Source organism: Streptomyces sp. MCA2, from assembly GCF_023544705.1.
GTDB lineage: Bacteria > Actinomycetota > Actinomycetes > Streptomycetales > Streptomycetaceae > Streptomyces > Streptomyces decoyicus.
Genome location: NZ_JAMJFM010000002.1, coordinates 229,826 through 247,577 on the forward strand (window position 1 = coordinate 229,826; position 17,752 = coordinate 247,577).

At 68.4% G+C, this 17,752-nt stretch carries 18 protein-coding genes and 1 pseudogene; 8 read left to right on the forward strand and 11 right to left on the reverse strand.

Annotated elements, in window-relative coordinates:
• The first annotated feature begins 100 nt into the window (after window positions 1–100).
• Window positions 101–1,315: an ABC transporter substrate-binding protein gene (locus M8I34_RS02845; RefSeq protein WP_374210844.1), complete on the forward strand. Its 1,215-nt coding sequence runs from the start codon at window positions 101–103 to the stop codon at window positions 1,313–1,315.
• A gap of 24 nt (window positions 1,316–1,339) precedes the next feature.
• Here the strand turns inward: M8I34_RS02845 and M8I34_RS02850 are convergent, their stop codons facing one another.
• The 3 genes from M8I34_RS02850 to M8I34_RS02860 form a co-directional block, all read right to left on the reverse strand.
• A complete protein-coding gene (locus M8I34_RS02850; protein ID WP_250047699.1) occupies window positions 1,340–1,948 on the reverse strand; it encodes a hypothetical protein in 609 nt (202 codons plus the stop codon).
• Window positions 1,949–2,276: 328 nt separating this feature from the next.
• Complete coding sequence (locus M8I34_RS02855; RefSeq protein ID WP_250047700.1) at window positions 2,277–3,026, reverse strand: SOS response-associated peptidase; 750 nt, start codon at window positions 3,024–3,026, stop codon at window positions 2,277–2,279.
• Window positions 3,027–3,494: 468 nt separating this feature from the next.
• Window positions 3,495–4,310 carry an alpha/beta fold hydrolase gene (locus M8I34_RS02860; protein WP_250047701.1) on the reverse strand — a complete coding sequence of 272 codons (816 nt, stop codon included), beginning with the start codon at window positions 4,308–4,310 and terminating at the stop codon, window positions 3,495–3,497.
• A gap of 158 nt (window positions 4,311–4,468) precedes the next feature.
• Between M8I34_RS02860 and M8I34_RS02865 the strand changes: the two genes are divergently transcribed.
• Window positions 4,469–5,455: a LysR family transcriptional regulator gene (locus tag M8I34_RS02865; RefSeq protein ID WP_250047702.1), complete on the forward strand. Its 987-nt coding sequence runs from the start codon at window positions 4,469–4,471 to the stop codon at window positions 5,453–5,455.
• Here the strand turns inward: M8I34_RS02865 and M8I34_RS02870 are convergent.
• Both M8I34_RS02870 and M8I34_RS02875 read right to left on the reverse strand, forming a co-directional pair.
• Window positions 5,340–7,193 (reverse strand): beta-galactosidase family protein, encoded by a 1,854-nt coding sequence (locus M8I34_RS02870; protein ID WP_250047703.1) that lies wholly within the window; start codon window positions 7,191–7,193, stop codon window positions 5,340–5,342. The genes M8I34_RS02865 and M8I34_RS02870 overlap by 116 nt on opposite strands.
• A gap of 400 nt (window positions 7,194–7,593) precedes the next feature.
• On the reverse strand, window positions 7,594–7,884 hold the full coding sequence (locus M8I34_RS02875; RefSeq protein WP_250047704.1) for a putative quinol monooxygenase: 291 nt from the start codon (window positions 7,882–7,884) through the stop codon (window positions 7,594–7,596).
• 240 nt (window positions 7,885–8,124) lie between these two features.
• On the opposite strand from M8I34_RS02875, the gene M8I34_RS02880 reads away from it, so the two are divergent.
• The gene (locus M8I34_RS02880; protein WP_250047705.1) at window positions 8,125–8,823 is read left to right on the forward strand and encodes an alpha/beta fold hydrolase; all 699 of its coding nucleotides are present in this window, start codon (window positions 8,125–8,127) and stop codon (window positions 8,821–8,823) included.
• A gap of 78 nt (window positions 8,824–8,901) precedes the next feature.
• Here M8I34_RS02880 and M8I34_RS02885 read toward each other — a convergent pair whose 3' ends face one another.
• Window positions 8,902–10,062 carry a serine hydrolase gene (locus M8I34_RS02885; protein ID WP_250047706.1) on the reverse strand — a complete coding sequence of 387 codons (1,161 nt, stop codon included), beginning with the start codon at window positions 10,060–10,062 and terminating at the stop codon, window positions 8,902–8,904.
• Window positions 10,063–10,608: 546 nt separating this feature from the next.
• On the opposite strand from M8I34_RS02885, the gene M8I34_RS02890 reads away from it, so the two are divergent.
• Window positions 10,609–10,869, forward strand: a complete 261-nt coding sequence (locus M8I34_RS02890) for a hypothetical protein (RefSeq protein WP_250047707.1) — start codon at window positions 10,609–10,611, stop codon at window positions 10,867–10,869.
• 15 nt (window positions 10,870–10,884) lie between these two features.
• Here M8I34_RS02890 and M8I34_RS02895 read toward each other — a convergent pair.
• A pseudogene (locus tag M8I34_RS02895) lies at window positions 10,885–11,408 on the reverse strand (IS5 family transposase); the annotation flags it as partial.
• Window positions 11,409–11,601: 193 nt separating this feature from the next.
• On the opposite strand from M8I34_RS02895, the gene M8I34_RS02900 reads away from it, so the two are divergent.
• Window positions 11,602–11,877, forward strand: a complete 276-nt coding sequence (locus M8I34_RS02900) for a hypothetical protein (RefSeq protein ID WP_250047708.1) — start codon at window positions 11,602–11,604, stop codon at window positions 11,875–11,877.
• Between the two features lie 116 nt (window positions 11,878–11,993).
• Here the strand turns inward: M8I34_RS02900 and M8I34_RS02905 are convergent, their stop codons facing one another.
• Window positions 11,994–12,512: a GNAT family N-acetyltransferase gene (locus tag M8I34_RS02905; RefSeq protein WP_250047709.1), complete on the reverse strand. Its 519-nt coding sequence runs from the start codon at window positions 12,510–12,512 to the stop codon at window positions 11,994–11,996.
• Window positions 12,513–12,876: 364 nt separating this feature from the next.
• Between M8I34_RS02905 and M8I34_RS02910 the strand changes: the two genes are divergently transcribed.
• Window positions 12,877–14,196, forward strand: a complete 1,320-nt coding sequence (locus M8I34_RS02910) for a DUF4419 domain-containing protein (protein WP_250047710.1) — start codon at window positions 12,877–12,879, stop codon at window positions 14,194–14,196.
• A gap of 91 nt (window positions 14,197–14,287) precedes the next feature.
• Here M8I34_RS02910 and M8I34_RS02915 read toward each other — a convergent pair whose 3' ends face one another.
• Window positions 14,288–14,527, reverse strand: coding sequence for a hypothetical protein (locus tag M8I34_RS02915; RefSeq protein WP_250047711.1), 240 nt, complete (start codon window positions 14,525–14,527; stop codon window positions 14,288–14,290).
• Between the two features lie 439 nt (window positions 14,528–14,966).
• Here M8I34_RS02915 and M8I34_RS02920 point away from each other — a divergent pair, with 439 nt between their 5' ends.
• Together M8I34_RS02920 and M8I34_RS02925 are read left to right on the forward strand one after the other, a co-directional pair.
• Window positions 14,967–15,842: an NAD(P)H-binding protein gene (locus tag M8I34_RS02920; RefSeq protein ID WP_250047712.1), complete on the forward strand. Its 876-nt coding sequence runs from the start codon at window positions 14,967–14,969 to the stop codon at window positions 15,840–15,842.
• Between the two features lie 96 nt (window positions 15,843–15,938).
• Complete coding sequence (locus tag M8I34_RS02925; RefSeq protein WP_250047713.1) at window positions 15,939–16,430, forward strand: hypothetical protein; 492 nt, start codon at window positions 15,939–15,941, stop codon at window positions 16,428–16,430.
• 32 nt (window positions 16,431–16,462) lie between these two features.
• Here the strand turns inward: M8I34_RS02925 and M8I34_RS02930 are convergent, their stop codons facing one another.
• Together M8I34_RS02930 and M8I34_RS02935 are read right to left on the reverse strand one after the other, a co-directional pair.
• Complete coding sequence (locus tag M8I34_RS02930; RefSeq protein WP_250047714.1) at window positions 16,463–16,753, reverse strand: hypothetical protein; 291 nt, start codon at window positions 16,751–16,753, stop codon at window positions 16,463–16,465.
• Window positions 16,729–17,712 carry a multidrug effflux MFS transporter gene (locus tag M8I34_RS02935; RefSeq protein ID WP_250047715.1) on the reverse strand — a complete coding sequence of 328 codons (984 nt, stop codon included), beginning with the start codon at window positions 17,710–17,712 and terminating at the stop codon, window positions 16,729–16,731. The genes M8I34_RS02930 and M8I34_RS02935 overlap by 25 nt, the downstream gene beginning before the upstream one ends.
• Between the last annotated feature and the right edge of the window lie 40 nt (window positions 17,713–17,752).

The following is a 17,752-nucleotide window of genomic DNA, read 5'->3' on the forward strand; positions in this document are numbered from 1 at the left end:
GGCGGGACTGCGAGGCCCCGTCGGCGTTCCGCCCCCTCTCCGGGCGTGCGCCGTCCGTGGCAGCGGGGCCGCTGTACGGGCCATACGACCGCACCGTGCCATGGCCTGCTCTGGTCCCTGTCCGCCACCCACTCGGCGGACCGCTCCCCCACCTGGTCCTGCTGGAGGCGTCGTGGCTACACATCATCGGGTCCGCGTGGGCGCTCTCCTTTGCTGTCTCGGCCTCACGGTGCTCGGTCTCGTCGGCTGCGAGGAAGGGAGAGCCACCCGGCCGGTCGAACCTTCCCGGGCCGGATCCGCCGCGGAGGTGGGCGGGATGGCGGCACTGATCAAGGCAGCGAAGCGGGAGGGCAGGCTCAACACCATCGCGCTGCCGCGCCAGTGGGCCAACTACAGCGGGCTGATCGACGGCTTCGAGAAGAAGTACGGCATCAAGGTCGTCATCGACAATCCGAGCGGCCACAGCCAGCAGGAGATCGATGCCGTGAAGCGCTACGGTGGCCGAGAGCGCGCCCCCGACGTGCTCGACCTGGGGGATTCCTTCGCCCAGTCGGCGGCGCGGCAGGACCTGCTGGCCCCCTACCGGGTCGCACCGTTCGACCAGATCCCACCGGAGCAGAAGGATGCCGACGCCCGCTGGTACAACAACTACGGCGGCTATGTCTCCATCGGCTGCGACGCCGCCCGCGTGCGGACCTGCCCCGCGTCCTTCGCAGATCTGCTCCAGCCGGAGTACAAGGGCATGGTCGCGATCCACGGCGAACCCACGACCGCGGGATCGGCCTTCGCCGCCGTGTACGCGGCGGCACTCGCCAACGGGGGGTCGTTCGACAACATCCAGCCAGGCATCGAATTCTTCGCCCGCCTCGACAAGGCAGGCAACTACAACCGGGCCGACCCCGACCCGGCCGCGATCGCCAAGGGCAGAACACCGATCAGCGTCGAGTGGGACTACCTCAACCTCCAGCACATCGACCAGCTCCGCGGGACGGACGTGGACTGGAAGGTCTCCATTCCCTTCGACGGCAGCTTCTCGCAGTACTACGCACAGGCGATCAACAAGCACGCCCCCCACCCGGCCGCGGCGCGACTGTGGCAGGAGTACCTCTTCAGCCCGGAAGGCCAGAATCTCCGCCTCGTGGACTACGCCCGCCCGGTGCTGATGGCCGCCATGGCGAAGAACGGCACCCTCAACAAGGCCCTGGCCGCCCGGCTGCCGACGGTCGAGGGCACACCACAGTTCCCGACCGAGGCCCAGCTGAACAAGGCGGTGCGCACCGTCCGTGAGAACTGGGCCAAGGCCGTCCGCGACTGATCCCTCATCGCCGGCTTCCGGTGTTCAAGCAGCCGCAGGCACGTTCCCGGCCGCACGACGGCGCTTCCCGTACGCGATGGTCAGCACGGCCAGCAGGGGCCCCCACAGGATCAGCGGCGCGTAGCAGAAAACGAACCAGACAGCCTCCCAGCCGCCGGCCCGGCTCGGGTAGTCGGCGGACAGGACGTCGCCTCGGATCGTTGTTCCCCGGATCTCGGAGACGGGGAACAGGAGGGTGAACAGGAGGGTGAACAGGAGGGTGAGGATCGTGGCCCCGATGGCGGCCGGGATGACCGCCGCCTTCGTCGGGACCCGGCGGCCGCCCAGCAACGGGATCCAGCGCGGGAACACCTCACCCCAGCGGGCGATCAGACCGAACGCGGTGCATGCGAGGACTTCGGACAGCACCGACAGAAAGACGACGTACGCCCGCTCGCCGAGCCCGATCCCCTCGTCGAATGCGACCGGGAGCCGCCAGATGCCGGCGGGCAGGACGGTGAACGGCACGGCACAGGCGACGAGTCGCATCCGCCGAGACACTCCGGCGACAGGTTCGTGGACGGCCCGCCATGCGGCACGGAGTCGTCCGGGGCGGGCGGCAACGAGTTCTTCGGTGTGCCGGAGCAGCTGCATGATCGGTCCTCGGTTCCGCGGGTCCAGGGCTGACCCGTTCGGTAACGAAGGTCCCATTCAGGCAGGCGGGCAGGATCGCCCTACGGGCCAACTCGCCTCCGCCGCACGGCCGATGGAGTGGTGGAGGGATGCGACCGAAAGATGACTGCCGCCGGCTGAAGCCGTCACGAAATTCTTCACCGACGCCCATCACCGAAGCCCTTCACCGAGGCCCGTCACCGAAGCCGCTCAGATTTGCCTGCTGGAGGGTTCGACGGCCTGGTGCGGCTTGACCATGCACCGCATCTGAGCGCCGACCCGATCGCCGTCAGCCGTCAGCCGTCAGCCGTCAGCCGTCAGATGGTGCGTCGGCGATCTCGTCCAGAAGGTGCGGCCCGTTGTTGCGTACGCTGTTGACCGCGGTGGAGACGGCGCGGGCGTCCAAGTGTCCTGCGGCCGGGGCTGTGAGCAGTGCGCGGAGCTCGCCGGGGTCCTCGTGGGCAGGGTCGAGCCAGGTACTCCAGTCAGCGGGGGCGATGGCCAGCGGCATCCGCGGGTGGACACGTCCGGCGGTGTCGGTGGCCTCGGTGGTGATGATCGTGCAGGTGGTCCACCACGCCCCCGGCGCATCGTCGTCGGAGACGTCGGGGGCGCGCCAGAACTCGTACAGACCGGCGAGCGCCATGGCCTGGCCGTCCTCGGGGCTGATGAAGTACGGCTGCTTGCGGGCCTTGGTCCTCCCGGTCGCCGCGACGGCCTCCCATTCGTAAAAGCCGTCCGCCGGCAGCAGGCACCTGCGCTTGGCGAAGGCCCGGCGGTAGGCAGGCTTCTCCGCGACCGTCTCCACTCTGGCATTGATCATCTTCGCGCCGACACTCAGACTCTTCGCCCACGACGGCACCAGCCCCCAGCGCAGCGGCCGGAGCTGCCGGGTGACCTCGCCGGTGTCGCGCTCGACGCGCTCCAGCACCGACCACACGTCGTCGGTGGGGGCCACGTTCCAGCTCGGGTCGAGCACCAGGTCGGAATCCCAGCGCGTCACGTCGAACAGGTCGACCAGGTCCTGCGGACGGCGGGTGGAGACATATCGGCCGCACATATCTTCCACCCTGCCACACCGCCGGTCACTACCAAGGGTCATTACCACCGGTCATTGCTACCGGTCACCCACGCCTCCGACTGACATACAGGGTTGCCCGAGGAGGGGAAAGCGGGCTTGAGCCCGGTGGCGGATCGTTGGACTGCGTGGGGGGGCGATGATGGCCGGGGAGGGGTGGCGGGCCCGCTTCCGACTTCTGCGAGACCGGCAGCCTGAGGTGCCTGAGCTGCCTGAGCTGATGGACATGGAAGCTCTCATGGGCCCTGCCCGAAGCCAGCCGGAACACGTGGTGACGGCGGGGTGTCACGCCCGGTCGGGCTGGATGCCAAGGGGCATCGGGGCGGGTGAGACGTGCCTCCGCGGAGAGCCTGTCGATGGTGATGTCTGCGACTCCGGGCCCAAGAACGACTCCGGGTCCGGGGTCGATGTCATCCCTGGCCCGCGCCACCTGCCCGATCTCGGACGCACTCATCGGGCGGCCGGGACCATCCGGGCCACTGGGACCATCCGGTCGGCCGTAGCCATCCGGGCGAGCGCGGCGCGCAGCGCGGCGTTGAACCGTTCGGGGCTCTCCTGGTGCGGCATATGGCCGGCCCCGGCGATCACGCTGACCTCGGCGCCGGGCGTAAGGGCGGCGCAGGTCCGGGGCACTTCCACGGGGATCGCGGTGTCCAGCTCACCGTGGAGGTAGTGGATCGGCACCTGTAGCCCGGGCAGTGTCGGACGCGGGTCGTAGCCGTCGGCGGTGGCTTGGTGCTCGTCGATGTAGACACCGGAGTCGAGGATCTGACGGATCGTCCAGTCGATGAGCGCGGGCGCGGTGCCAGGCGCGTACCACCCCGGCACCCAGTCGGCGACCGTACCGGCCCGATCGCGACACAGAGCGGTCACGAGCTCCGCCTGAGCCTCCGTCGACGGCCAGTACCCCGGCGCGCCCACGGGAACCACGCCGCCGGTCAACTCGGGTCGCCGCAGTGCCAGTTCCGTGGCGAAGGCACCGCCGATCGACGAGCCGACGACCACCGGCCGGTCCAGCCGCAGGGCGCCGATCAGCGCCACCAGGTCGCTGACCACCCCGGAGGTGGTGTTGCCGCGGACGGGGCGGGCCGACCGCCCGCAGCCCCGCCAGTCGACGGTGACGACCCGGTGGTCCCGGGTGAAGTCGGGCAGCTGGGCGCCCCAGGTCCGGCCGCTGGTGCCCCAGCCGTGCAGGAACAGCAGTGCCGGGCCAGTTCCCTCGTCCTCGTAATAGAGCGTGGTGTCGTTGACATCCAGGCTGGGCATGGCGGTCCCCTCTGCCTCGTGGGCCCTTGCGGGCCGCGCGGTTCGTGAGGTCCCCAGCCAACCGCGATCACCCCCGCCGACCAATGAGCGATCCGCGCCTACACTGATCGCGAACCGTGATCAATGGTGGTCACGGCGAACAGGGGGCGACCGGGGCCATGGAACTGCGTCAGCTGCGCTATTTCCTCACCGTGGCGGAGGAACTGCACTTCGGCCGGGCCGCCGAGCGGCTGCACATCGTGCAGTCCGCGGTGAGCCAGCAACTCCGCAGGCTCGAACGCGAACTGGGCACCGAGCTGTTCGCCCGCTCCACCCGCGTCGTCCGGCTCACCGAGGCCGGCAACCGCCTCCTCCCATACGCCAGGGAGATGCTCGCCCTCCAGGCACGCGCCCGTGAGGCCGTCGACGAACTACGCGCCGAACAGGCCGCGACGGTACGCCTCGGCACCAGCTCAGGGCTGGGTGCCCGGCTGGACGTCGTGCTCACCGCGTTCGCCCGGAACACCGGCCGCGCGCAGTGCGAACTCGTCACCGGCAGCACCGAGGAGCGCCTGGCGCAGGTCCGGTCCGGTGACCTGGACGCCGCCCTGCTGCGCGGTGAACGGACCGACCCTGACCTGGAGTTCCTGCCGCTGTGGCAGGACGCGCTGGTGGCGGCGCTGCCCGCGGGCCACGAACTGGCCCGGCTCGCGGACCTGCCGCTGCGGCTCGCCCCGCGACCCCGCAACCCCGCGCTCCACGACCTGGTGATGCGCTCCTGCCGGGCGGCCGGCTACGCGCCCGTCCTGGGCCCGGAGTTCACCAACGACCAGGACACCCTCGCCGCCATCGGCCACGGCAAACCGTCCTGGACGGTCTTCTACACCCCGCACGCCGACCAGCTCCCCGTCCCCGGCGTGGTGTTCCGTCCCCTGAGCGGGCCGGCGCTCGTCATGCGGACCTACCTCGCGGTACGGAACGGCCCGCCCCGGGCCGCGCTGCGTGCCCTGATCGAAGCCTGCTACGAGGCCGTCGACGGCGACGCGGAACCTAACCGATGTCGGGCTCGGCCCGTAGCTCGATCCGGTCCCCCGTCCGCTCCATCTCCAGGACGACGAGCTCGTTCCGTCCCCGCCGCCACAGGTGGCTCGGCGCGTACAGGGTGACCTGCGGCCCGAGGGACCAGTACCGGCCGAGCGCGAACCCGTTGAGCCACACCATGCCCTTGTCCCAGCCCGGAAAGGCGAGGAAGCCGTCGGCGGGGGTGTCGACATGGATCCGGGCCCGGTGGAACGCGGGGCCGGTCGGTGTGTCTCCGCTGCCGAATTTCAGAGCCGAGAGGTTGTCGAGAGGCAGCCGGCGGATCTCCCAGTCGCTCAGTTCCTCGTCGTCGAGGAGGACCTTGCCGCTGATTCCCTTGGGGTCGTTGAAGCTCCGGCCGAAGTTGACCCGACCGGTGGGGTCGACGAGGAGGTCGAGGGTGCTGGACGCGCCCGCCACGGTGAAGTCGACGGTGTGGTCCGGCTGGTTGCGGTCGAAGGTGCCGATGCGCTTGCCGTCGCCGAACACCAGCGCACGATCGCCCAGGCCCGTGACCCTCAGGCCCTTGGCCCCCTGCGGCCCCCGCACCCGGGTGCGGTAGTGGATCAGTCCGTACGACTGCCCGACTGCCTCCATGTGCACGGGAGTTGTATGCCGTACCGGAGTGCTGCTCAGCGCCTCGAGCATGTCCATCAACGGCACCGACTCTCGGACGGCGACCCTCTGGGCCGGCATGCGGCGCGGCGTGGCCGGCAGGGGCGTGCTCGGCAAGGTGGTGTACTTGGCCAGCACGTCACGCACTTTGTGGAATTTCTCGGTGAGTTCGCCGGATTCACTGATCGGTGAGTCGTAGTCGTAGCTGGTGATGGTGGGCTGGTAGCCGCTGTCGCTCAGGTTGGCACCCGCGAACCAGCCGAAGTTCGTTCCGCCCACCGCCATATAGAAGTTGATGGACGCTCCCGCTTCGAGGAGCTTCTCCACGTCGGCGGCGGTCTGCGCCGGGTCGGTGGTGTGGTGCTGTTCGCCCCAGTGGTCGAACCAGCCGTCCCAGAACTCCGTGCAGAACAGGGGCTTGTCCGGCTGGAATTTCCGCAGCTCCGCGAAGGGTCCGGTGGGGTCTCCGGCGAAGTTGACGGTGGACAGGAGGTCGGGGAGGCTGCCGGCGTTCAGCGCTTCCTGGGTGGCGCCGTTGGAGCAGAACAGCAGGCTGTCCACGCCCTGTGCCCGCATGGTGTCCCGCAGATGTTCCAGGTGCGCATGGTCGTCGCCGTAGCTGCCGTACTCGTTCTCGACCTGCATGGCGATGATGGGGCCGCCGCGTGTGGCTTGCAGATCGACGAAGCGGGGCAGCAGTTCGGCGAACCAGGCGTCGACCGCTCGCTCGTAAGCGGGGTCGGAGCGGCGCAGCGGCGCGTCCTTGTCCTTGAGGAGCCAGGCCGGGAGGCCGCCGAAGTCCCATTCCGCGCAGATGTACGGTCCCGGCCGCACGATCACCTTGAGCCCGACCTCGTCCGCGGTCCGTACGAAGGAGGCGACATCGCGCCATCCGGTGAAGTCGGCCTTCTCCTCGGACGGTTGGTGGAAGTTCCAGGCGACGTAGGTCTCCACCGTGTTCAGCCCCATGGCCCGCATCCGCAGCAACCGGTCCCGCCAGTCCTTGGGATGCGTCCGGAAGTAGTGGAAGGCGCCCGAGAGGATCCGGAACGGCTCGCCGTCCAGCAGGAATTCGCTCCCGCGGACGGTCAGCCCTCGCGGGCTCTCGGCCTGGGCGAGGGCCATACGACCACTGCCCAGGGCGATACCCACGGACGCTCCTCCCACCATGGCCGCGCTCAGAAATCTCCGTCGGCTGAACTGCGTCATGTCTGCTCTCCTCGACTCGACCGACCGTCACTCAAGGTTCGAACATGTTCAGTGGTGCGCGCTTCTGTGCATTGAGAGTGTTATGTAGAACAGAAACGAGCACAAGGGTTCGTGACCGAGCACGGCGAACCGGCGGGTGGGGACAGGGAGGTACGGGCGCGCGGAGCGCCGGTCGGGCCGGTCGGGCCGACCGGGCGGACGCGCCGACCGATGGACGCTGCCTCCTCCACCAAGGGCCGGGAAGACACCGCTTCGCGCCACTGGGCGAAGCGGTTGCTCGCTCAACTCTCTTTCAGTGTCCGTGCGTTCGGTCCACGCCAAACCAGGCTTCTACCAGCCCTCAAACGGTCATCGGAGGAGACGTCCAACCTATTGATCACGGCTCAAGGCAGGCCCTGCCTCAGAGCCGTACCGGAGCGCTCGGGTGCACCTCGCGCTCGATGCGCGGCATGATCTCGGGCACATAGATCTTCTGGATGGCCTCGCCGGCATCGTGGGTCTCCCAGTGCTCCCGAGTCGCCCAGCGCTCGACCAGGACGAAACGGGCCGGATCCTCCTGCGAGTGGTACGCCTCCCAACTGACACAGCCGTCCTCGGCAAGGCACAGCGGGCGCATCCGGGCCAGGGCGTCAGCAACCGGAGTGATGTCTTCGGCCTTGGGAACGTGCGCGATGACGATGAGGTCGAACATCACCACTCCTTGAAATGTGCATGCGTGTCAGCTAGCGGCAGACAGGCTACAGCTGAGGTCGCGGAGCGGGTTGTGGCTCCTGGCCTGCCCTCGCCGGCCCGAACTGGTGCCGTGATCTTCGCTGCTGGCCCCATGGCGGCTGCCCAGGTCCTGTCTTGATCACGAATCAAGGCACAACCTGGCACGCGTATCCAAAGTGCTCTCAGGGCAGTGGTCAGGCCGCTCCGCTACGGTGCAGCCATGGCGAATTTCGTACTGGTTGGGGGCGCGCGGCTCGGGGCGTGGGCGTGGGACGAGGTGGTGCCGTATCTGCGTGCGGCCGGCCACGGCGCTCACCCGTTGACGCTGTCCGGTCTTGCCGACAAGCAGGGCATGCCGGCCGGGCAGCAGACCCACGTCCAGGACATCGTTGACGAGGTCGAACGCCAGGATCTGCGCGACGTCGTCCTGGTAGGTCACAGCTACTCGGGCATCCCGGTAGGCCAGGCCGCGGAGCGGATCGGCGACCGGCTGGCCCGCGTGGTCTTCGTCGACTCCAGTGTTCCGACCGATGGCGAGCCGTTCGTCTCCGCCTGGCCGGACGGCGGGGCGATGGTGAAGGCATCGATCGCCGAGAACAGAGGATTTTGGCCGCTCGTGCCCGCGGCCCACTACGACGGCCAGGGCCTCACCGATGAGCAGATCGCACGAATCGTGGGTGGCTCGACGCCACACCCGGGCGCCACGCTGACCGAGCCCGCCATGCTGGCGCGGCCACTCGGCGAACTTCCGGCGACGTACATCACGTGCCTGCTCGCCGGGGCCGAGCCAGACGATGACGTGGCCAAGCTGTTGACCAGCGATCACTGGCAGATGGTCGAGATGAACACCGGCCACTGGCCGATGTTCTCCCAGCCGCGCGAACTGGCGCAGATCTTTCTCGACGCAGCCGGGGAGTGAATGCAAGGGTCTCCTGGCTCCCCCGCTTGACCTTGGCCTTGTGGCCCTCCCCTTGGCCCTGGTCCTGGCCTTGGTAGGTCACTCGGCGTGGCACAAAGCGGTGGAGAGCACCTTCACCGCGGCGGCCGCCGCTTCGTCAGGCATGGTCAGACCGGTGTTGACGGACAGGGTGACCTGCCGCTCGCCGTCCGCCGAGGTGAAGCTGAAGGTCTGGTATCCGACAACCTCTCCCGTATGACCGATCACTGGCCCGTCGGACGGGCATGTGTTGCCGTTGCTCTCCAGTCCCAGGCCGTAGAAACGCTTGGGCCGCTCGGGGTTCATGGGGTGCATGTCGCGCATCTCCTTCATCAGGCGGGGCGGCAGCAGCCGGCCGTCGAAGAGCGCCCCGTAGAAGGTGTTCAGGTCGTGCGTGGTGGAGATGAGCGTCCCGGCGGCCCAGAAGGCGGCGGGGCTGAATTCGGTGAAGTCGGTGGGCACGGTGCCCGGTCCCCTGCCGTCGAGCCACTCGTAGCCGTGCAGTTGCGCACCCGCGAGGCGCGGGGTGGTCGGGAAGGAAGTGTCCTTCAGGCGCAGGGGCTGCACGATGCGGTGGTCGATCTCGTGCCCGAGCGACTGCCCGGTGACATGCTCGACGAGCAGCCCGAGGGCGACGTAGTTGGTGTTGGAGTACTCCCAGACCGTGCCGGGGGCGGGCCTGTGCTGCATGTCGTCGACGAGCGCGATGAGCTGGCGCGGGGTGTACGTGGCCTTCTGCGCGTCCCGTAAAGGGTCGGGCTTCTTCAGCAGTACGTCGGTGTAGTTGGCCAGGCCGCTGGTGTGATCGAGCAACTGCCGCACGGTGATGTGTTCGCCATGGGGAACCACACCGGGCAGCTGCCGCTCGATGTCGTCATCGATGCCTACCTTGCCCTCGGCCACAAGCTGAAGTACGGCGGTGGCCACGAAACTCTTCGTCACACTCCCGGCCCGAAACCGGTCCCGGGCGTGGGCAGCACGCCCACTGCCCAGATCGGCTGTCCCACTGCTGCCACGCCACACCCCACGTCCGTCCCGCACCTCGGCCACGGCTCCGGGCACTCCGGCGGCGACGGTGGCGTCGAGGGCGTGCTGGAGCGCGGTCCGATGGGCACCGACGCCGGATGCCGTCGCGGTCGCCATGGCGGGAGTGGCGGCGGGGACGAGCAGAGCGGCGGCGGCAACAAACACGGAGGCGGCGATGGCCTTGCGGTGCGGCATGGGCGCTTGGCCTCATCTCTGGCTGGAGCGGCTGGAGTTGACATCAGCGTAGGCCGGTGGAAGCACCTCGACGCTCACGAGTAGGGATGAGTGCTGGGCCTCGCTTCCCTAAGGGGGACCCTGACGTCCGCCGACGCCACACGGAGAGCGTCCAGGTCTGCATCAGGCACGGATCAGGGCTTCTGTCTGATGCGTCGGTGTCGGTGACGGTGAGGTGACGGCATGCGTTCTGGATCGCTCTCGCCGTGTGCCCTCCGGGCTACTCGCACACACAACAAGAACGCGGACCGACGAACATGCGGATCTACGCCTGAGGCCAATGCGGCGAGCGACGCCTCGTCTCCGCCCCGGGCCTGCCGCGGCGAGGAGTCGGCGCCCCGGCCAGAGTGGGGCCGACAGGTACGGAGGTAATCCGCCGGTGACCGCCGGAACGTGCGGACGGCCTTCGCACCCTCCGGCGGCATCCGCACAAAGGGCCAGCCGATTTGCCTCACCTACCGTGCGCCTGTCCCACGGCTGGTGGCACAGGCACTTAAATATCGGAGCGTGACTACAGAGCCGAAAAGCTTCAGGATCTTGTTGGTCCCCGAACACGTCGAGGACAGTGGCGGCGCCTCCATGGAGGACTCAGCCGTACGATCGGCGGTCGTCGAGGCGACGGGTGAGACGGGCGCCTCGGGCTACCCCCGCTACTCCGGGAACGGGATCGTGGCCGACATCGACCCCAGTACGCGCACGGTCGAGGCGGTGCTCGTCGATGGTTCGGAGCTGGACTACGGGCTGACCGCGAGGGTCACCGCCTCCTAGGTCGTGTCCGCAAAGTCAGGGCAGCCATAACTTGAGGCAGGCGATGGTGACCAGGGCTTCGTAGTGGCGGGCGCGTTTGTCGTAGCGGGTGGCGAGGGCTTTGTTGTGCTTGAGCCGGTTGAAGCAGCGTTCGACGACGTTGCGGCGCCGGTAGGCCACCCGGTCGAGTCGGCACCGGCTCTCGCCTCTCCGGATGCGGCCGTTGATCTGGTCGATCCGCTCGGGAATCGCCGCTTTGACACCTCGCCGCCGCAGATAGGCACGGATCTTCGTGGACGAGTAGCCCTTGTCCGCGGCAACCCGGTCCGGTCGTGTTCTGGGACGGCCGGGCCCGCACCGTTCAACGCGGATGCGGGCCATCACCGCTTCGAACTGGGTGCAGTCGTTGATGTTCCCGGCGGTGAGGGTGAAGGCCAGCGGCCGCCCCTGCCCATCGCAGGCGAGGTGGATCTTCGTGGTCAGCCCGCCGCTGGACCGGCCGATCGCCTCACCCGGCCAGGACTGCCCCCTTTTCGGGCCCCGGCCGCATGCTGGTGGGCACCCGGCAGCAAAGCCGGGCTGTTCGAGGAAGCGGTGCGGACCTACGCCGAGCGCTACCGGGAGATCTACCGGCAGGCCGTCGCCGAGAAGGACCTCCGGACCGTCATCGACCAGATCCTCATCGACTCGGTCCACGAGTAGTTCACCCGGCCAAGTGACGCACATCCAGGCTGCCTTCTCAGCAGCGCCCCGATGGCCGACAGCACGCGCACGCTCGACGCCAGCGCCTACTACGCCGAACTGCACGGCTGGAACGAGCGGACGCTCCTCGCACGCATCGAGCGAGCGGTCCAGGACGGGGAACTCGTCGCCGGGACCGACGCAGCGGCCCTGACCGGACTCGTCCAATCCGTCGTGCACGGATTGTCAGTGCGAGCCAATCTCGGCACGGCCCGCGAGGACCTGCTCGCCAGGGCGCAGCTCGCGCACGAGCTGATCTGCCGACAACTCACGTCTCCAACAACCTGACCGTAAGGACAAGGGGTGACAATGGGGTGTCTTGGGTTGCCTGGGTTGCCTGGGTTGCGATCAGCATCTGGGTCCGAAGCCTGCGCACTCCAGATGATCACGGCCCAAGACACTCCCTAACGGACGGCCGGCGCACCGGGCGGAGCGGTGAAATCCGCGAGGCTGCGGAGATATGACAGACCGGGGCGCCCCGAAAGCTGTCTCTCGCCGACGACGGCGAACCCTGAGCGGGCCAGTACGGCCCGCGATGCCGCATTATCGAGCCTGGTCGCGGCACGCAGAATGGTCAGCCCGTAGCTGTTGGCGGCGAGGGCGCACAGCTCCCGCACGGCCCAGGTGGCCAGACCCCGGCCCGCGGCACGCTCTGCGATCCGATACCCGAGTTCGGCACCGCCATCCGCCACATCCACGAGGTTGACCCGCCCCAGCACCTCACCTTCGGTGCCGACCAGCACGTGGAAGTAACAGACACCAGCCTCCTGCTCGGCAAGCCGGGCACGGAGCCGTTCGTCGAACCGAGCGAAGTAGTCATCGCCTCGGTCAGGGACGGACACGGCGAAGTAGGCCCGGTTCTCCTGCTCGAAGGCGAGTAGCGCGGGAGCGTGGCCTGGATGGAGCAGCTGTATCTCGGGCATGAACAGGAATATAGGCAACCGCACCGTCGCCCGGTCCTTATTTTGTGGCGGCCCCTCACTCCGCCACTCGGCCACTCGGCCACTCGGCAGCGTGATACGGCCGGAGACCGGCCCTGGGTTCGCTCCCTCCTGATCACGATCGAAGCCAGCTGAGGAGTGCTGCGGCGGTGACGGTGCCGAGGTAGACGTGTCCGCGCTTGTCACAGCGCGTCGCGACGTGCCGGACGGTGCCGGACGCCCCGTCGCGCTACGGGTGGACCGCAGATCGGTCTTTGTGCCTCGTCGTTCCCCTTCGTGCCCCTTCGTGCCCCTGCATGTGCCCCTTCTAGGATCGAGGCCCGATCACTGGTCCTGGGGGATGCGGATGACTTTCGAGATAGCGCTGCCGCTCGACGAAGACGCCGATGCAGCGCGGCTCGCCACCGAACTCACCGAGCTCGGCAACGAGCGCTTCCTGCACGCGGTGCTCCGCGACCAGGCCCGCTTCCACCACCGCAGCACCGCTCGCCTCGTCGGCTGGTCCCCTCATGGCCCGGAGAGTGCCGAGCCCACGTCCAGTCTCCTGCTGCGCGCCATCCACCTCTGCTTCACGGCGCACCTGCCGCTGAGCCTCTCGCCCGATCTGCTCTGGTACGCCGTCGTGCACGAGGTGGCCGTGCACATCCGGCTGAACTCCAGCACGTACGAAGGACTCTTCACTGACACGCCCGGGCACCAGCAGACCATCGCCGTCCGCGACGACCTGGCCTCGCGGAACTGGGAGCACTCGATCAATCTGGTCCAACAGCCCCTGCGGGACCGGATCGGTGACGAGGTGGCCGACCTGTTCCAGCCGGCCTTCTCCACCACCACCCCCACCGATGCCACGGCCGCGTTGGTGGCGCTGATGGACGTGGTCAGCCCGTACTACCGCTTCCGGTGGCAGACGCTCTGCGGAATTCCCCGGATCCGGTTGGAGGGCACGGACCGGGACTGGCGCCTGCTGGCGGCACGGGTGCGGGAGCTGGAGGGGTGGTTCGAGGGCCTGCGGCCGTGGTTCACCGCCCTGCACCCGGTGCTGGACGCGATCAGCGCTACCGCCTCGGGGTGGGGTGTGGACCACGCATTCTGGCGCTCGCTCTACAAGTGGGAGTCGGACTCCGGCGGCGACCGGGTCACAGGATGGATCACCGCCTTCTTCGCCCACCGGTACACCGACGACGGGCCGTGTGCCAGGCAGTCGTTCGGCGCGGGCACCACCGCCGAGGAGGACTTCCCCACCCACCTCTCCCGCGTTCCGTTTCGCTGGGAGACCCCCGCCGGAACCTTCGACATGGCCTTCCTCGGAGGCGTGCTCGGCATCGAACGCGACGGTGAGTGGATCCGGCCCCAGCTCGGCCATGCCGTGGTCGAACTCCTCCCCACCGCCGGGCACCGCGACGAGCACCTGCCCGAGCCCTGGACCTTGGCGGACGTCCAGCGCCTCACCGGCTGCCCACAAGCCGGCCTGCTCACCCTCCTCGGCACCGTCTCCTACAACGGAACACCCCTCCGGGCCGACTGCGCGATCAACCTGGACGGGATCTGCGCTGTCCAGGCCGACGACGGTGACTGGTACCTCGGCGACCTCATCTCCGACGCCGGGGACATCCAATGCTGGGCAACCTACGGCCCGAACCTCGGCAACGCGCTGCGAGCGCTCTGAGGGTGCTCTCCGCGCAGGCGGAGGTGAATCGGACTGCGAACGGCAGGTGGGTGCAGCGCTGGGGTGGTGTGTCGTCCGCATCAGCCTGGCTCTATGCCTTGACCTGGGGCAGCTGAGCGCGGATCCGGTCGATGGCTTCGAGGGCCGTGAGGTGGGTCAAGCCCTCGGTCAGGGGCAGGTGTTCGGCGCAGAACCACACGGCGTTCTCGGGGTGGCCGGCCCAGTCGTCGGGGTACTCGACGGTGGAGTGGAAGTACACGACGGTGAACTTGCCGGAGGGGTTGTGCTTCCTGATTGTCGGCTGTGTGCAGGCGGCACACTCTGGTGGCATCACGGCCAGTCCTCTCACTCGTCTCGGAACGTTGAACGCAGCGTAGAGGCGACAGGTCCGGGACCTGGCACCTGGGCACCTGGGCACCTGGGCACCTGGGCACCTGGGGGAAGGCTCCTGCGTGTGGGTGGTCGTCAGTTGTCTTGTGGCCGCTGTTTGCTTGGTGGGTGGATGGATGGATGGATGGATGGGTGGGTCTTGTCCGCGGTGATGTTGCCTTCGGTGCCCCATGGTTGGCGGTGTGCGCAGTGGCCTCTAGGGCTGAATGCGCCGTAGCCGGCGAGTTGGCCGTGGGGGCATCGTGGCCATTCGCCGACGGGGCACCGCCGTCTACCGCTCGCGAGTGTGGGCTTGCCGGTCTCGGTGAGGCTACTGCTGTCGGCAAGGCGGGTCTCTAGAGTGCAGGCAACGCCAGTGAATGCGCGAATGGGAGGTCTCGATGAGCATCGTGGTTACCACGCCAACCGGACACGTAGGATCGCGCGTGGTGCGGCTGCTGCTCCAGGCCGGCGTCCGTCCCCGCCTTCTGGTCCGTGACCCGGCCCGCCTGGATGAGGCAACCCGTGCGCAGGCGGATGTGCACCGCGGTGACCTGACGGACGCCGGGTTCGTCCGTGACACGGTGGCGGGGGCGCGTTCTGTCTTCTGGGTCGATCCCACTCCGCACTCGACGGCAGATCCGATCGAGACCTCGCTGCGGACCGCGGCGCCGTTGGTGGAGGCCGCCCAGGTCGGCGATGTGAAGCGCGTGGTGCTGTTGAGCAGTATCGGGGCGGAGAAGCGGCACGGGGTCGGCCACATCGACGCACTGGCCGCGATCGAGGAACGGCTCGATGCCACCGGGGTGGATGTGCTGCATCTGCGGTGCGCGTACTTCTTCACCAACCTGCTGTTGAACGTCGAAGGACTCTCCCGAGGCGTCTTGACCACCGCATTCGATCCCGACCACCCGATGCCATGGGTCGATCCGCGTGACATCGGCGATGTGGTCGCGGCCCGGCTGCTGAGCGACACCTGGCAGGACCGGTTGGTGCAGGCCGTCCACGGGCCAGAAGACCTCACCTTCCACCAGGTCGCGCAGATCCTCACCGAGGCGCTCGGACGCCCGGTCCGGCTCGACCTCGTCAGCGACGACGGGGTGCGGGATGCGCTGCGCGCGGCCGGACTGGCTCCGTCTGCGGTGGAGGGCATCGTCGGGATGACCGCTGGGTCGCGCGACGTGGTGCCCGAGCAGGCGCGCGACCTGCTCACCACCACCCCCACCCGACTCAGTGGGTGGGCTCACGCCCATCTGCGTCCGCTGCTGGAAAGGTGACAATCGCGCGCTGACGGGCGCCGCAGCCCCGTGCCATGGTCGCCCCTGCATCGGAGGGCAGCGCGGTCAGCATTTCCTGATCGCTAGGATGCCGAGGTGAGCAGTGCGATATCGCGTGAGCAGAGCAAGAAACGGCCGCGAGAGCCGAAACCGGCGTGGGGTTGGCGGGTCACCGGGGTGATCCTTGGCCTCGTGCTCACGCTTGTCGGCGCCGGAGCTGTCTTCCTCAACGGTGTCCAGGGTGTGCAGGCCACCGGCCTGGTGGGCACGCGCGGCACGTTCACGGTCGATTACTGCCTCGACACCAATCCCAGCAGGAAGAATTCCGACTACGAGTGCGGCGGCGACTTTCTCCCTCGTGGCGCGACTGCCGACGACGTGTGGAGTGGAAGGCTCGAGAACGCGGACGACTATGCGGCCGGCGAGAAACGCGACGTGGTCGAGTCCTGGGTGGGCAGCGAGGGGCACTTCCGGGAGGTCGGTGTCGGGGCGACCTTGGGCTCCGTTGTGTGGTTCGGCATCGGACTGGTGATCCTGGCGATGGGCGCCTTCCAAGTGCGCAAATGGGTGAAGAGCTTCACGAGGTAGGGCTTGCTGCCGACAGCGAGCGCGACGACAATTCAGTGTCGGCCGGTCGGCTCGCCATGGCTCTGCCAGGGGCGGGCGAGCGTGATCGGCGCTACCGCGGGGAGAAGAGCAAAGCCCAACAGCACGACGGCCATTGACATGGCGGGGGTGCCGTCCAGAACGCCGGGTAGAGGTGCGGCCACGGCACCGAGCACGAACTGGGCGCCACCGAGTACGCCGGAGGCAGCTCCGGGGGCATCGCCACCGACCGCGAGGATGATGGTGGTCGACGCGGGCAGCACTATTCCGAACCCGAAGGTCAGCCCGAACAGGCAGGCGCCCATGTGGTGGGGAGCGTGCTGATGCCGATGGCGAGCAGGAACATCAGCGTGATCACGCAGGTGACGGTGATGAGCACGCCGGTGACGAGCAGGGAGTTGAGACGTACGCGCCCGGCCAGTCGCCCGAATATCCCACCCGCCACTACGGTACCGACGGCATTTGCGGCGAAGACGAGGCTGCAATCAGTGGGCGACAAGCCATAGGTGTTTTGGAGGACGAAGGGCGAGCCGGTGATGTAGGCGAACAGGGCGGCTAATCCACACCCCATGACGAGGAGGTAGCCGATCAGCTCGCGACGCCGGAGCAGTCCGCCCATCGCGGCGAATACGGCCGGCAGACCGCCGGTCCGGAGCCGTTCGGCGGGGAGCGATTCGGGAAGCCTTGCCCAGACTGCGGTCAGCAACAACAGACCGGTCACGGCCAGCGCCACGAACACCAGACGCCACGAGCCGACGCCGAGGATGAGGCCTCCGACGACCGGCGGCAGCACCGGCGCAGTCATCCCGATCACGCTCAGCGTGGAGAGTTGGCGTGCTGCGCGGGTGCCGGTGAACCGGTCGCTGATGACCGCCCGTCCGATGACGAGCCCCGCACTGCCGGCGATCCCTTGCAGCAGCCGGGCGACGTCGAACACGGCGATGGATGGGGAGAGCGCGCAGACCAGGGACAACACGGTGAACGTGCCGGAGCCGACCAGAAGCAGGCGTCGTCGCCCTATCGCGTCGCTGACCGGGCCGAGCACGACCTGACCGACGGCGAGCCCGACGAGGCAGGCCGTCAGGGACAGTTGGACGGACGCTCCCGAGGCTCGGAACGGGGTGACGATCTCCGGGAAGCCGGGGCGCGTACATGTCGGTGGCGAAACGGCGATATCGCCGAGAGTCCGCCAAGGACGATGAGGAGTCGCTGCGTTGCGGTCCGAGGGGGCGCGGAATCGATACTGACGTTCATCGGTCTCCATCCGAGGAGGTCTGCTTGGTGAGATGCCGGCCGGGACGCTG